The organism is Caulobacter sp. GW456-12-1-14-TSB4 (assembly GCF_059424195.1).
Genome location: NZ_JBWKZF010000004.1, coordinates 253748 through 268645 on the forward strand (window position 1 = coordinate 253748; position 14898 = coordinate 268645).

Genomic DNA, 14898 nt, shown 5'->3' on the forward strand with positions numbered 1-14898 from the left:
GCCCTAGTAGCGGGCGCGGACGTTGAACAGCACACGGCGCGGTTCGCCCCAGTAGCCGCCGTTGAAGTAGCCGACATTGCGATAGTACTTCTCGTCGAACAGGTTGGTGGCGTTGACCCCGACGCTGATCTTGTCGGTGACGGCGTAGCGCAGCAGGGCGTCGGCCAGGACGTAGCTGCCTTGCGTCACGCGCGTGGCGGCCAGCACCGGCGCGCCGGCGGTGGTGAAGCGGCCCGTCGGGGCGTTCATGTTCTGATAGACCTTGGTCTGCCAGCTGACGCCGCCGCCGAGGGTCCAGCGCCCCAGCTTGTAGGTCGAGTTCAGCTTCAGCATGTGCAGCGGATTGACCGTGAACACACGGTTGCCCTTGGCGTCCTCGTTGTAGGTGTAGGTATAGCCGCCGGTGATGTTCCAGCCCTTGGTGATCTCGCCGGAGACCTCGATCTCGGCCCCTTGCGTCTTCACGCCGCTGACGGCGCGATAGGCGGTCGTACCGTCCGGCAGGCTGTTGGGCAGCACGGTCGGGTCGATCTCGGCGACGTTGTCCTGTTGCATGTAGAAGCCGTTCAGCGATGCGTAGAGGCGCTTTTCGAAGAACTCGGCCTTGATGCCGTACTCCCAGTTGCCGCCCACCTTCGGGGCGATCTGCTCGAAGTCCTTGGTCTTCAGGTTCTGCGGCTGGAAGACGTCGGCATAGCTGACGAAGGCCGTCAGGTTGCCGGTCAGGTCGTAGAGCACGCCCAGATAAGGCGAGATGCGGTTCTCGCCGTAGCGGCCGGTCGTCGTGGTGTAGGCGCCGGTCGTGGCGCTGAAGTTGTCGGTGCTGACGTCCCAGTCGGTGAAGCGCGCGCCGGTGATCACCTTCAGGCGATCGGTCGGGTTCAGGCGCAGGGCGGCGTAGAGCCCGCCTTCGGTGGTGTTGGCGATGCTGCGTGGCTTGCCGGTGTTGGAGACGCCCGGCAGGCCGATGTCGCCGTTCCAGGTGAAGATGCTGGGGAAGGCGGTCAGGCTGTACGGGCGGCTGGTGATGGCCGCGTTCAGCGTGCGCAGGTCACGGCTGAAGAAGTTGCCGCCGACCACCAGTTCGTGCGTCCGGCCGAAGGCCTCGAACGGACCCGAGGCGTAGGCGTCGAGCGCCTGCTCGCGGGTCTCGGTGACCGTGTAGGTGTCGGAGATGGTCAGGCCCAGGCCCGTGGTCTTGTCGGCGAAGCCGCCGCTGTTGGAGCCGGCGAACAGCAGGCTCTCGGTGTCGGTCGAGCGATTGTTGTAGGCCACGCGGCCGACCCAGCCGCCGCCGAAGTCGTGCTCCAGCACGGCGAAGGCGTTGACGCTCTCGCGCTCCCAGCGGTTCCACTTGGCGCCGGCGCTGTACGAACGGGGCAGCTCGGCCTTGCTACCGTCACGGAAGAAGAGCGGCGCGGCGCTCCAGGCCCCGCCCTGCGAGTCCGTGCGCAGGTAGTCGGCGCCGATCCGCAGGCGGGTGTTGTCGGTCAGGTCGGCCTCGACCACGCCGTACAGGCTGGGCGACTTGTCGTGCTGGAAGCGGACATAGGACTCACGGTCGGTATAGGCGCCGACCAGGCGGCCACGGATCTTGCCGTTCAGCGCGACCGGACCAGAGACATCGACCTCGCCGCGGCGATAGTCCCACGAGCCGGCCGACAGGCTGGTCGAGGCGCGGAAATCTTCCGTCGGGCGCTTGCGGACCATGTTGATCGTCGCCGACGGATCGCCCGCGCCGGTGACCAGGCCCGTGGCCCCGCGCACGACCTCGATGCGCTCGTAGATCGAGGTGTCCGATAGTACCGAATTGCCGCCGGCCCCGGTGGCGTATTGGGTCGGCACGCCGTCGAACTGGAAGTTGGTGATGGCGAAGCCGCGCGCGTTGAACAGCACGCGATTGGAATCGTACTGCTGGACGTTGACGCCCGGGGTTTGGGCGAAGACCTCGGTCACGGTGATCAGGTTGAAGTCCTCAATCCGCTGGCGGGTGAAGACCGTCAGGGACTGGGGCGTCTCGCGCAGGGTCAGCGGCAGCTTGGTCGCGGTGTTGGTGCCCTTGACCTGGTAGCCCTCGGTGCGGCCGGTCACCAGCACGCTATCGACAGTGGTGTCCTCAGCCGTTTGGGCGTGAGCGGTCGAGACGAGCGCCAGGAGGGCGGCGCTGGCGAGGAGGACGGTGCGAGCGGACAAGGCTTGGGTATCCTTTGGTTCGAAAGGTGCGAGAAGAGCTTGGAATTTCAGGGTTTTCCGCGAGGGATCGCGTAGGTCAGGGCCAACAGCACCGGCGCGGCGCCGGCGGTCAGGAAGCCCAGCCAGTAGATCGGGCCGTAGGCCGGTCCCCAGGCGATGATCGAGACGATCAGGGCGAGGATTAGGGCCAGTGTCCCGGCCAATTGCAGCCACCGCTTGCGGGTCTTGGCCGGGCGGACGCCGGCCAGTGCGTGATGGTGACGGTCCATGGCGAGCGCCAGAACAGCGAAGCCCGCGAGGCTGAGGAGGAGGGCCAGCAGGGTCATCCGCGCGCCTCGGCCAGCTTGGCGGGAGCGGCGTTCTTGGCCTTCTGCTTGGTCTGTGAGCGGGCCACGCGCCAGGCGATCAGCAGGAAGCTCGCGCCCGTGGCCAGCAAGCCCAGCTCCATGCCGATCAGCGCGCCGTCGCCGGCCTTGAGGCTGTCGATCAGGCCTCGATCGGTGGCGGTCTGGTCGAAGATCGGCAGCAGAACGAGGGCGACGCCGGTCAGGCTCAGTTGCTCGATCCAGCCCCGGCGCGGCGCGCGGACAAAGGCGTGGAGGAGGGCGGCGGCCCAGGTCAGGAACATGGCGTGGACTTCCCAGTCCGCGCGGTGCGCCATGCCGATCGGCAGCAGGCGGTTGGCCCACAGGAAGCCGGTCATGGCCAACGGCAGGCCGGCGACCGCGCCGATGTTCAGCCGCTCGACCAGCCAGAAGCCGAAGTGGCGCGTGTCGGCGAGCTTGGCGCGGCGCTTGGCGGTCCACAGGACCAGACCCGATGCGACCATGGCCGTGCCGGCGACACCCGACAGGAAGAACAGCCAGCGCAAGGTCATCGGCGCGAAGCGGCCGGCGTGGATGCCGATCATGCCGCCGCGCGTGATCATGCCCGCCGAGGTCGGCGCGACGCTGCTGCGGACCTTGCCCGTCACCCCGTCGAAGACGATCTCCCAGCGGCCGTCGACCAGCTTGTCCGAGGCGCGGCGGGTCAGGACGATGCGCGCGGCCGCATCACCCGGATTGTCGATGCGGATGATCCCCGGCTGGCCGCCGTCCCAGGTCCTGGCGGCCGTCGCCAGCACTGGGCCGATGTTGGTCAGCGGCGCGGCCTCGCCCTTGGCCTTGGGCGCCTTGGTGCGCGGCGCGCTCTCGGCGTAGTAGGCCGCCTTGGTCGGGTAGTTGGCCGTCACGCCGAACGGCACATAGATCACCATCAGGGTGACGAGGCCCGTGTAGGTGATCATGGCGTGGAACGGCAGCGCCAGCACCGCCAGGGCGTTGTGGCCATCCAGCCAGCTGCGCTGACCCTTGCCGGGCCGGAAGGTGAAGAAGTCGGCGAAGATCTTCTTGTGGGTGATCACCCCGCTGATGATCGCCACCAGCATGAACATCGAGCAGAAGCCGACCACCCAACGGCCCCAGATCGCCGGCATGTACCGCAGGTCGAAATGCAGCCGATAGAAGACGTCGCCGCCTTCGGTGTCGCGCACCGTCACCGGCTTGCCATCCGGACCGATGGTCGCGGCGGTGGGATCAGGCGTGCCCGGCCGCAGCGGCTTGGGCTTGCCCCTGGGCTTCCAGGTCGTCTCCGCGCCGCTCGCCCGTTCGTCGGGGAGGGTGATCTGCCAGGAAGCCGCCTTCGGGGCCGTGGCCTGCAGGTGTGCGACCGCGCCGCGCGTGACGGTCTCAAGGTTCCGGGTGGCGGCGATCTCGGGCCGCGCCCAGCGGGTCAGCTCCTCACGCCAGTAGCTGACCGTGCCGTTCAGGAAGATCAGGTACAGCACCCAGCCGACCAGCAGACCGGTCCAGGTGTGCAGGCCCGCCTGCGATTGCCGGAACCCTTGCTTCATGCCGCCAGCACCGCGCCGAGCCAGGCGAGGCCGCCAATGGCCAGCAGGACGGCGCCCGCGCGCAGGGCGCTGGACGCGGCGAAGACCCAGACCACCAGGCCCGCATAGATTCCGAAGGCGGCGATCGTTGACCACAAGGTGGCGTCGAGGCGGGCGGCGGGGATCGTCCGGGCCAGCAGCGTCGTGCAGGCGGCGGTCACGAAATAGGCCCCCGGAATGGCCAGCAACACCCGAACGGCGACGTCCAAGCCCCTTGGCCAGCTGCCTTGCTTCCGTCCTTGAACGACGCCCGTCGCCATACGCCCTACACCCCCGCGGCAGCGCCGCTTTGATTTCAGGCTCGCCTAGCGTTATTGATAGTCACTCGCAACGATGGGGCTTGGCTTTGGCCCGATCCCTGAACATATCGACCCGTTCGCGACTGCCGCGCGCGCCGATCCACGGCTGATATCGATCGCCAGTTGTCCCAGAGATTCCGTGTCCTTCCCCGATCCCACCGAACCGCCGATTAACCAGAGCAGCGCCGACTACCCGCCCGTGCGGCCGGTCATCGGCTTCTACGGTCGCCAGCCCACCGGCTACTACGACCCACCGCATGTCCATGACCGTGCGCAATTCTCTTATCGGCTGGAAGGTGTGGCGGCTGTCCGGGCCGGCGACGCGGCGATCGTGCTGCCGCCGGGGCGCGGGGTCTGGATCCCGGCCGGCATGCGTCACGAGGTCAGTTGCCGGGGCCCGGCAGCCTACAACGTCCTCTATGTGACGACGCAGGCCAGCCCGCAGCCGGACGACCTGCGGGTGATCGACATCAGCCCCTTCCTCCACGCCCTGGTCGAGGAGTTCCTGACCTTCGACGCGCGCTACGACGAGGCGGGCCGGGAGGGCGACATCGTCCGCCTGATGCTGGGCGAGATCACGCGCGCGCCGCCTTCGACCGACGCGGGACCGCGCCTGCCCACGGACCCGCGCCTGCAACGCGTCTGCACCGCCCTGCGCAAGGACCCGGCCGACCCAAGGGACATCGACGCCTGGGCCGCCGAGGCCAGCATGAGCCGACGGACCTTCACCCGCAATTTCCGCCTGGAGACCGGGATGAGCTTCGTCGCCTGGCGCCAGCAGCTGCGCATGACCCAGGCCGCCGCCTTGCTGGCCACGGGGCAGTCGGCCACCCAGGTCGCCCAGGTCCTGGGCTTCTCGTCGCTCAGCGCCTTCGCGACGCTGTTCCAGAAGTCGTTCGGCATCTCGCCGGGACGCTATGCCGAGCAGCTGGAGCCCGGCCGGCGAAGCGCGCTGCGACGGCCCTAGGGCTGTTCCGACAGGGCGTAGATCCGCTCCATCTCGACCCAGGTCTGACTTGGCGCGAAGGGCAGGGACTTCTGGAAGGTGCGCATCAGCGCGTCCCAGGCCTGGACGTCGGGGTTGGCCGCGTCGCGCGTGGCCTTTGCGGCTGGATCGTACTGGTCGCCCTGTTCCAGGATCATGAACATCCGGTCGCCGACCAGCCAGATCTCCAGCTCGCGCACATCGTCCGCGCGGATCGCCGCCGTGACGGCCGCCGGCGGCCCGCCGGCTTCGTGCCAGGCGCGGTAGCGCGCGATCGAGGCGGGGTCGTCGTACAAGTCGACCGCGAAGCATCGGCGGACAATCCTGCTCATTTCCACCTCGACAAGCCCGTTGACGGGATCGGCGTGATGCCTATAAACATCATACATATTATCTTATAGAGATCGTTGCCGGGGAGGCAAGGCGTGCCCGAGTTGTATGGACGGAGTCTGAGCCGCCGCGCGTTGGCCGAACATACCGGTTCGCTGTCGCAGTTCGCCGGTGTCCGCCTCTCGACCCTGGGCGACGGCGTCGAGCGCGGCGTTCGGCAGCTGGAGTTCCGCACCGGCACGGGCCTGCGCTTCACGGTCCTGGTCGATCGGGCCATGGACATCGCCGAGTGCGAGCACAACGGCCGCGCTGTCGGCTGGCACTCGCCGTCGGGCTTCCGCCATCCGGGCCTGCACGAATACGAGGGGGAGGGCGGTCTCTCCTGGTTTCGGTCGTTCTCGGGCCTGATGGTCACCTGCGGCCTGGACCACGTGCTGTTCATGCACGACGACCCGGCTGGCCACTATTTCTACGGGCCGAAGAAGACGGTCAGCTCGTCGCTGCACGGCCGTGTCGGCACGATCCCCGCGCGTCTGACCGGCTATGGCGAGCGCTGGGAGGGCGACACGTGCATCCTCTGGGCCGAGGGCGTCGTCCAGCAGTCGACGGTGTTCGGCGAGGACCTGCACCTGATCCGCCGGATCGAGGCCACCGTCGGCTCCGACGAGATCCACCTGCACGACCGGGTGGTCAATCACGGCTTCTACAAGACGCCGCACATGTACTGCTATCACATCAATGTCGGCTATCCGGTGCTGGCCGAGGGCTCGCGCTACGTCGCCCCGATCCGCGACGTGGTCTGGGCGGCGCATGCGGGCAAGGACTATCAGAAGCAGGGCGTGGGCTATCGCACCCTGTCGGCGCCGATTCGCAACTTCCATGAACAGGTCTGGCAGCACGACATGGCCCCTGATGGCGAGGGCAAGGTCAATGTCGCCCTGGTCAACGAGGCCCTGGGTTTCGGCTTCGAGGTCCAGACCCTGAAGTCGCAATTCCCGGCCATGTACGAGTGGCAGAACCTACACGCGGGCCACTACGCCCTGGGCATCGAGCCCTCGACCAACCATGTGCTGGGCAAGGATTTCGCCCGTGAGCGCGGCGAGCTGATCGAGCTCGAACACGGCGAGGAGCGTCGCTACGACAGCGTCTTCCGCATCCTGCCCGACGCGGCGGCGGTGTCCGAGGCCGTGACCCGTATCGAAGGCGTCGCGCGCCAGCCGGTCGAGGACTATCCCGCGCCGTCCGGCGTCTATCCCGCGATCGGGGGACGCTGAGGTGTCCGCGATCCTGGACCTGGACGGCAAGGTCGTCCTCTACACCGGCGCGGCTGGCGGCCTTGGCTTGCAGACCACGCTGCAGCTGATGGCGCGCGGCGCGACCGTCGTCGCCATCGACAACGACCCGGCCAAGGTCGCGGCGCTGGAAATCGCCGCCGCGACCATCGACGGCGGCCGTCTGATCGTCTCGACCTCGGACCTCTCCGACCTGGAAGGCTTCCGCGCCGCCCTGCGCGTGCTGGCGGCCAAGACCGGCGGCTTCGACGTCGTGATCAACAACGCCGCCATCTACCCCTCAAAGCCCTTCGAGGACTACACGATCGAGGACCACCAACTGGTCCAGCGGATCAATGTCGACGCGGCGGTCGTGGCGGTGCTGGAGGCCCTGCCGGCCATGCGGGCCAAGGGCTTTGGCCGCATCATCAACATCTCCAGCATCACCATCTCGGGCGAGTGGGCGAACCTGTCGCCCTATGTCGCCTCCAAGGGCGCGCTGATTGGCCTGACGCGGGCCTGGGCGCGCGAGTTCGGGCCGTACGGGATCACCGTCAACGCCATCGCCCCCGGGGCCTTCCCGACCGACGCCGAGAAGATCCATCCCGATCCCGAGGGCTACACCCGCCACGTCCTCGACAGCCAGGCCATCAAACGTCGTGGCCATGTCGGCGACATCGCCCACGCCATCGCCTTCTTCGCCGCCGACGCGGCGGGCTTCATCACCGGTCAGACGCTGCACGTGAACGGCGGCTGGGTGATGAGCTGATCCAGCCAAAGGTTTGTTCTGAAATGGGTATCCTGAGCGGAATTCGCGTTCTCGACTGTTCGATCGCCATGGCCGGCCCGTTCGCCGCCCAGCGCATGGGCGACATGGGCGCCGACGTCATCAAGGTCGAGCCGACCACCGGCGAGTGGCAGCGCCACGTCGCGGCCGGCGGCGCGCGCGGCAACCAGATCAACGTCTCGTTCCTGTCCCTGAACCGCAACAAGCGCTCGCTGGCCGTCGATCTGAAGAGCGCCGAGGGCAAGGCCCTGCTGCTGGAGATGGTCAAGACGGCCGACGTCTTCCTGCAGAACTACCGCCCCGGCGTCGCCCAGCGGCTGGGCGTCGACTACGAGACCCTGTCGAAAATCAATCCGCGCCTGATCTATGTCTCGATGTCGGGCTATGGCGAGGATGGTCCGTACAAGAACTATCCCGGCCAGGACCTGCTGCTACAGGCGATGTCGGGGGCGATGATGTCCTCGGGCTCGGCCGACCAGCCGCCGCAGCCGGCCGGCCAGTACCTGGTCGACGCCATCACCGCCTACACCGCCTTCGAAGGCGCGCTGGCGGCCCTGTTCCACCGCGAGCGGACGGGCGAGGGGCAGCTGGTTCAGATCAACATGCTGGATGCCATCACGACGATTCAGATGCAGGAACTGTCGGTGTTCACGGTCGGCGGCAAGCCGCAGACCCGCTCGGCCGAACCGCACGCCCACACCTACATCCGCGCGCCCTACGGCGTGTACCAGACCGCCGACGGCTACATCTCGATCGCCATGGCCTCGCTGAAGACCCTCGGCGCGCTGATCGAGGAGCCGTTCTTCGCCGACCTCGACGACGAGACCGACAGCTGGACGCATCGCGACGAGATCTTCGCCTGCGTGCGCAAGCGCCTGGTCAATCGCGCTAGCGCCGAGTGGCTGGCCCTGTTCCGCGAGCACGATATCTGGTGCGGCCCGGTCTATGGCTATGCCGACCTGGTCGAGGACCCGCAGATCCAGCACAACGGAACGTTCGTCGAGTACGACCACGCCACCGAGGGCCGGGTGAAGGCCCCGGGCTTCCCGATCAAGTTCTCCAAGACGCCCTCGAGCATCGATCGTGGCGCGCCGCTGGTCGGCGAACACACCCGTGAGATCCTGGCTGAAGCCGGTCACTCGGCCGACGAGATCGACGCCCTGATCCAGGCCGGCGTGGTCCGCTCGGCATGACCGCCTATCGCGGCCTGACCTGGGATCATCCGCGCGGCTACAAGGCCCTGGAAGCGGCAGCCGCGCATGCTCGCGACGACCTTTCCCTGACCTGGGATCGCCATTCGCTGGAGGGCTTCGAGGAACGGCCGATCGGCGAGCAGTGCGCGCTGTACGACCTCGTGGTGCTGGACCATCCGCACGTCGGCGAGGCCGTGGTGGCCGACTGCTTGCGACCGCTGGAGGAGCTGTTCTCCGCCGAGGAGATCGCCGCCTGGCGCGAGCAGGCCATGGGCAGGAGCATGGTCAGCTACCACTATGCCGGCCGGCACTGGGCGCTGCCGCAGGACGCCGCCACCCAGGTCATGGCCTGGCGCCGCGACCGCCTCGACGCCCCGCCGGCGCTGTGGGACGAGATCGTGCGGCTGTCCGAGACGGGCGTCGTGGCGATGTCGCTGTCGGGCCCGCACGCGGCCCTGACCTTCCAGTCGATCTGCGCCGCGCATGGCGGGACCTTCCGCAACCGTCCCGAGGCTCGCGCGGCGTGGGACCTGCTGAGCAAGCTGGCGGCGAACAGCCCGCAGGCTTTGCGGCCGCTCAACCCGATCGGCATCCTGGAGCACATGAGCCGCAACGATGACGTGGCGGTCTGCCCGTTGGTCTACGGCTACGTGAATTATGCCCCAGGCGGTTCCTTGAGCTTCGCCGACGCGCCGCGCGTGACGGCGGACGGGCCGGTGGGCTCGATCCTGGGCGGCACGGGGATCGGCGTCTCGCGCAAGTGCGAGGTGACGCCGCAACTGCTGGATCACCTGCGCTGGCTGATGTCGCACGAGGCCCAGCGCGGCTTCATCCCCGACCACGAGGGCCAGCCGGCCCTGAAGAGCGCCTGGCGCGACCCGGCCGTCAATGCGCGCTGGGGCGGGTTCTACGCCGACACCTACGCCACCCTGGACGGCGCCAGCCTGCGCCCGCGCCACTATGGGGCCATCGCCTTCCAGACGGCGGCCTCGCAACGCCTCCGCGCCGGTCTCGAGGCCGGTGAGCCCGCCGACGCCGTGCTGGACGACCTGCAAGCGCTGTTCGAGCGCCACCGCCCAGCCGGCGCCGAGATCTGAAGGACTTCGAGATGAGCCAAGACGTTCTGTTCGAGGTGACGGGCCACGTCGCCGTCATCACCCTGAACCGCCCCCAGAAGCTGAACGCGGTGACCCCCGACATGGCCAAGGCCGTCGAGGCGGCGATCGTGCAGGTCGATGCTTCCGACACCATCCGCTGCGTGGTGATCACCGGCGCGGGCGAGAAGGCCTTCTGCGCCGGGTCGGACATCGCGACCCTGGACGCTTACGAGACCCCCTGGGACTTCCGGAACCGGGGCGATTATTGCGACGCCGTCCGCCTGTGCCGCAAGCCGACCATCGCGGCGGTCAACGGCTACGCTCTGGGCGGCGGGCTGGAGACCGCGATGAGTTGCGACATCCGCATCGCCTCGACCAACGCCAGGTTCGCCGCGCCCGAGATCAAGCTGGGCTGGATCGGCGGCGGCGGCATGGCGGCGGGGTTGGTCCACTCGATCGGCGCCTCGAACGCGGCCTTGATGATCCTGACCGGCGACCCCGTCGACGCCGAGCGCGCTCGCGAGTGGGGCTTGGTCAGCGAGGTGGTCGCGCCCGAGGACCTGCTAACCCGCGCCAAGGCCTTGGCCGAGACCATCGCCTCGCGCGCCCCGATCGCCGCTGAGACCGCTAAGTTGAACCTGAAGGCCGCCCACGCCATGCCCTACGAAAAGGCCGTGGAATACGAGCGCGACCTGCAGACCATCTGTTTCGCCACCCAGGACGCCGCCGAGGGCCGCGCGGCCTTCGCGGAGAAGCGTCCGCCCGTGTTCAAGCGCCGGTAGAGCCATGCGTCTGCAACCCTCCGACATCCTGCCCGCCGATGCGCGGGCCCTGCTGTTCGGCCGCATCTGGACGCCTGCCGGCCCGGCCGTGGTCCGCGTCGACGGCGAGCGCCTGATCGACGTCTCGCGCGCCTTCCCGACCGCGCGTGATCTCTGTGAGGCCGATGATCCGGCCGCCGCCCTGCGTTCTGCCGAGGGCGTGGACCTGGGTCTGCTGGCCGACGTCCTGGCCAACACCGATCCCGACACCCGCGATCCGACCAAGCCCTGGCTGCTGTCGCCGATCGACCTGCAAGCGGTGAAGGCCGCCGGCGTCACCTTCGTCACCTCGATGCTGGAGCGGGTGATCGAGGAGCGGGCGCGGGGCGACCTGTCGGCGGCGGCGGGCCTGCGCGGCCAGATCCGCGACCTAGTCGGCGACGATCTGCGACAGCTGAAGCCCGGCTCCCCCGAGGCGGCGGCGTTGAAGGCGACCCTGATCGCCGCCGGGGCCTGGAGCCAGTACCTGGAGGTCGGCATCGGTCCGGACGCCGAAATCTTCACCAAGGGCCAGCCGATGTCGTCGGTCGGCACGGGCGCCGATGTCGGCGTGCATCCGGCCTCGACCTGGAACAATCCCGAGCCCGAGGTGGTGCTGGCCGTCTCGTCCGCTGGAAGGATCGTCGGCGCGGCCCTGGGCAACGACGTCAACCTGCGCGACGTCGAAGGCCGCTCGGCCCTGCTGCTGGGCAAGGCCAAGGACAACAACGCCGCCGCGGCCGTCGGCCCGTTCGTGCGGCTGTTCGATGAGCACTTCGACCTCGACACCGTCGGCAAGCTGGAGATCGCCCTGACCGTGATCGGCGAGGACGGCTTCACGATGCGGGGCCGCTCGTCGCTCAGCGAGATCAGCCGCGCGCCGGCCGACCTGGTCGCCCAGGCGATCAACGCCCATCACCGCTATCCCGACGGCCTGGTGCTGTTTCTGGGGACCCTGTTCGCCCCGGTCGAGGACCGCTACGAAAGCGGCAAGGGATTCACCCACGCGACGAACGACGTGGTCCGCATCGCCTGCGACGAGCTGGGCGCGCTGGTCAATCGCGTGCGTCCGACCGACGCCTGCGAGCCGTGGACCTTCGGCGTGGCGGACCTGATGCGGAACCTGGCCCGTCGCGGCCTGATCTAGGACGAGACGATGAAGCCGAAGATCCTGATCAGCCGCAGTTGGCCCGAAGCCGTCCAGCAGCGTTTGGCCGAGCGCTACGACGTGACGCTGAACGCGACCGACACGCCGCTGACCATCGACCAGCTGAAGGTGGCGATGACCGAGTACGACGCCCTGTGCCCGACGGTGTCGGACAAGATGCCGGCCGAGGTACTGTCGACGCCGGGGGCGCGCGCGAAGATCATCGCCAACTACGGCGCGGGCTTCGAGCACATCGACCTGGGCGCCGCCAAGACCGCCGGCCTGGTGGTGACCAACACGCCCGACGTCCTGACCGACGCGACGGCCGAGCTGGCCGTGCTGCTGATGCTGATGACCAGCCGGCGGGCCGGGGAGGGCGAGCGCGAGCTGCGCGAGGGCCGCTGGGCCGGCTGGCGGCCGACGCATCTGCTGGGCCAGTCGCTGGCCGGCAAGACCCTGGGCTTGGTGGGCTACGGCCGCATCGCCCGCGCCACGGCCCAGCGGGCCAAGGCGGCGCTGGGCATGGAGCTTGCCTATTACAGCCGCCGACGCGCGATCGACGAGGACGGCGCGACCTATCACGACACGCTGGAGAGCCTGGCGGCGATGTCGGACGTGCTGTCGCTGCATACGCCGGGCGGGGCCGAGACCCATCACATGGTCGATGCGGCGTTGCTCTCGCGGATGAAGCCGACGGCGATCCTGATCAACACAGCGCGCGGGTCGGTCGTGAACGAGGCCGACCTGGCCCAGGCTCTGACCGACCGCGTGATCGCTGGCGCGGGCCTGGACGTCTATCAGGGAGAGCCCAAGGTGAACCCGGTGCTGCTGGCCGCGCCCAACACCGTGCTGCTGCCGCACCTGGGCAGCGCGACGCTGGAGACCCGCACGGCCATGGGCATGCGGGTGGCCGACAATCTCGACGCCTTTTTCGACGGCAAGCCGCCTCATGACCGCGTCGCTTGATGTCGTCGAGCGGGCCCTGGACGGCTGGCGCGGCGACGGGCCGTTCGTTCTCGGCGTCTGCGGTGCGCAGGGCTCGGGTAAGTCGACCCTGGCCGAGGGGCTGACGGCGCGCCTGAACGCTAGGGGCTTGCGGGCGGCGACGCTCTCCATCGACGACCTCTACCTGTCCCACGCCGAACGGGCGCGGCTGGGCGAGATCGTCCATCCGCTGTTCGCCACGCGCGGTGTTCCGGGGACCCACGACACCGGACTGGGCGTCCGCCTCCTGGACCAGGTCCGCGAGGGCCGCAATGTGGTGTTGCCGCGCTTCGACAAGGCCACCGACGATCCCGCGCCGAGCGGAGCGCCGGTGAAGGGGCCGCTGGACGTACTGATCTTCGAGGGCTGGTGCGTCGGCGCGCGAGCCCAGGACGACGCGGCGCTGGACGCTCCGATCAACGCCCTGGAAGCCGAGCGTGACGAGGACGCCACCTGGCGGCGCTGCGTGAACCTGGCCCTGGCCACCGACTATGCCGACCTCTTCGCGCGGATCGACCGGCTGGTCCTCCTGGCCGCGCCGGGGTTCGAGGTCGTCCGCGACTGGCGCATTCAGCAGGAACACCAACTGCGCGCCCGCGTCGGCGAGGGCGGCCGGACGATGAGCGACACCGAGATCGGCATCTTCATCCAGCACTACGAGCGCCTGACCCGCCACATCCTTTCCGACATGCCGGCCTATGCGGACCTGACGCTGCGGCTGGACGAGCAGCGCGGCCTCACATGATCATCGCCTCGACCACCGACTTCCGCGCGGCGGCCCAGCGTCGCCTGCCGCGCTTCCTGTTCGACTATATCGACGGCGGGGCCTTCGCCGAGAAGACCCTGCGCAGCAATGTCGACGACCTGGCCGGCATCGCCCTGCGCCAACGCGTGCTGCGCGACGTCTCCGCCCGCAGCCTCGAGACCAGGCTGTTCGACGAGACCCTGGCCATGCCGGTGCTGCTGGCCCCGATCGGCCTTGGGGGCATGGCGGCCCGGCGGGGCGAGCTGCAGGTGGCCCGCGCGGCGACGGCGGCCAACATTCCCTATGTCCTCTCGACCGTCAGCGTCTGCGACCTCAAGGCGGTCACCGAGGCCTCGGGGCGGCCGATCTGGTTCCAGCTCTATGTCCTGAAGGACCGCGCCTTCATGCGTGACGCCCTGGAGCGGGCCATGGCGCTGGGCGTGACCAAGCTGGTGTTCACCGTCGATATGCCGGTGCCGGGCTCGCGCTATCGAGATCCGCACTCGGGCATGAGCGGGCCGTGGTCGGGCGTGCGGCGCATGAAGCAGGCGGTGTTCAAGCCCGGCTGGGCCTGGGACGTCGGCCTGCACGGCCGTCCGCACGACCTGGGCAACATCTCGGCCTATCGCGGCAAGGCGACGGGACTGGCGGATTATATCGGCTGGCTGGGCGAGAACTTCGATCCGTCGATCTCATGGAAAGACTTGGAGTGGATCCGCGACGTCTGGAAGGGCCAGATCATCATCAAGGGAATCCTGGATCCGGAGGACGCTCGCGACGCCCTGCGCTTCGGCGCCGATGGACTGGTGGTCTCCAACCACGGCGGCCGGCAATTGGACGGCGTGCTCTCGACCGCCCGCGCCCTGCCGCCGATCGCCGAGGTGGTAGGCGACCGGATGACGGTGCTGGTCGACGGCGGCGTGCGCACGGGTCTCGACGTCGTGCGGATGCTAGCCCTGGGCGCGGACGGCGTCATGCTGGGCCGGGCCTATGTCTACGCCCTGGCGGCCGGCGGGCAGGCCGGCGTGACGCGTCTTCTGGAGCTGATCGCCGCCGAGATGCGCGTGGCCATGGCGTTGACCGGCGTGACCTCCACGGCGGCGATCTCTTCCGACATCCTGGCAAAGATGGGTTGAT

Annotated in this window: 15 protein-coding genes; 10 read left to right on the forward strand and 5 right to left on the reverse strand. The window is 68.8% G+C overall.

From position 1 onward, the window contains the following. Positions 1-3 precede the first annotated feature (3 nt). The 4 genes from AC07YH_RS05760 to AC07YH_RS05775 are packed head-to-tail and all read right to left on the reverse strand — an operon-like array spanning position 4 to position 4332. Entirely contained in the window at positions 4-2193 is a 2190-nt protein-coding gene (locus tag AC07YH_RS05760; protein ID WP_494746055.1) for a TonB-dependent siderophore receptor, read from the reverse strand. Between the two features lie 47 nt (positions 2194-2240). Further along, positions 2241-2519, reverse strand: a complete 279-nt coding sequence (locus AC07YH_RS05765; RefSeq protein WP_494746056.1) for a DUF3325 domain-containing protein — start codon at positions 2517-2519, stop codon at positions 2241-2243. Further along, positions 2516-4084, reverse strand: coding sequence for a PepSY-associated TM helix domain-containing protein (locus tag AC07YH_RS05770; protein WP_494746057.1), 1569 nt, complete (start codon positions 4082-4084; stop codon positions 2516-2518). Before AC07YH_RS05770 ends, AC07YH_RS05765 begins: the two co-directional genes overlap by 4 nt. Then, positions 4081-4332 (reverse strand): hypothetical protein, encoded by a 252-nt coding sequence (locus AC07YH_RS05775; protein ID WP_494746058.1) that lies wholly within the window; start codon positions 4330-4332, stop codon positions 4081-4083. Before AC07YH_RS05775 ends, AC07YH_RS05770 begins: the two co-directional genes overlap by 4 nt. Positions 4333-4561: 229 nt before the next feature. Here AC07YH_RS05775 and AC07YH_RS05780 point away from each other — a divergent pair, with 229 nt between their 5' ends. Continuing rightward, on the forward strand, positions 4562-5389 hold the full coding sequence (locus AC07YH_RS05780; RefSeq protein WP_494746059.1) for an AraC family transcriptional regulator: 828 nt from the start codon (positions 4562-4564) through the stop codon (positions 5387-5389). On the opposite strand, the gene AC07YH_RS05785 is transcribed toward AC07YH_RS05780, so the two are convergent. Further along, positions 5386-5739, reverse strand: a complete 354-nt coding sequence (locus tag AC07YH_RS05785) for an L-rhamnose mutarotase (RefSeq protein WP_494746060.1) — start codon at positions 5737-5739, stop codon at positions 5386-5388. The genes AC07YH_RS05780 and AC07YH_RS05785 overlap by 4 nt on opposite strands. A 93-nt stretch (positions 5740-5832) precedes the next feature. Between AC07YH_RS05785 and AC07YH_RS05790 the strand changes: the two genes are divergently transcribed. The 9 genes from AC07YH_RS05790 to lldD are packed head-to-tail and all read left to right on the forward strand — an operon-like array spanning position 5833 to position 14897. Then, entirely contained in the window at positions 5833-7011 is a 1179-nt protein-coding gene (locus AC07YH_RS05790) for an aldose 1-epimerase family protein (RefSeq protein WP_494746061.1), read from the forward strand. A 1-nt stretch (position 7012) separates the two neighbouring features. Continuing rightward, positions 7013-7777, forward strand: a complete 765-nt coding sequence (locus AC07YH_RS05795) for an SDR family NAD(P)-dependent oxidoreductase (RefSeq protein ID WP_494746062.1) — start codon at positions 7013-7015, stop codon at positions 7775-7777. Between the two features lie 23 nt (positions 7778-7800). After that, positions 7801-8988 (forward strand): CaiB/BaiF CoA transferase family protein, encoded by a 1188-nt coding sequence (locus AC07YH_RS05800; RefSeq protein WP_494746063.1) that lies wholly within the window; start codon positions 7801-7803, stop codon positions 8986-8988. Next, positions 8985-10085, forward strand: coding sequence for an extracellular solute-binding protein (locus AC07YH_RS05805; RefSeq protein WP_494746064.1), 1101 nt, complete (start codon positions 8985-8987; stop codon positions 10083-10085). Before AC07YH_RS05800 ends, AC07YH_RS05805 begins: the two co-directional genes overlap by 4 nt. An 11-nt stretch (positions 10086-10096) precedes the next feature. Continuing rightward, positions 10097-10867, forward strand: coding sequence for an enoyl-CoA hydratase/isomerase family protein (locus tag AC07YH_RS05810; RefSeq protein WP_494746065.1), 771 nt, complete (start codon positions 10097-10099; stop codon positions 10865-10867). A gap of 10 nt (positions 10868-10877) precedes the next feature. Beyond that, positions 10878-12032: a fumarylacetoacetate hydrolase family protein gene (locus AC07YH_RS05815; RefSeq protein WP_494746083.1), complete on the forward strand. Its 1155-nt coding sequence runs from the start codon at positions 10878-10880 to the stop codon at positions 12030-12032. A 9-nt stretch (positions 12033-12041) separates the two neighbouring features. Further along, positions 12042-12998: a 2-hydroxyacid dehydrogenase gene (locus AC07YH_RS05820; protein ID WP_494746066.1), complete on the forward strand. Its 957-nt coding sequence runs from the start codon at positions 12042-12044 to the stop codon at positions 12996-12998. After that, a complete protein-coding gene (locus tag AC07YH_RS05825) occupies positions 12982-13761 on the forward strand; it encodes a kinase (protein WP_494746067.1) in 780 nt (259 codons plus the stop codon). Before AC07YH_RS05820 ends, AC07YH_RS05825 begins: the two co-directional genes overlap by 17 nt. Then, a complete protein-coding gene (gene lldD / locus AC07YH_RS05830; protein ID WP_494746068.1) occupies positions 13758-14897 on the forward strand; it encodes an FMN-dependent L-lactate dehydrogenase LldD in 1140 nt (379 codons plus the stop codon). The genes AC07YH_RS05825 and lldD overlap by 4 nt, the downstream gene beginning before the upstream one ends. Position 14898: the final 1 nt, after the last annotated feature.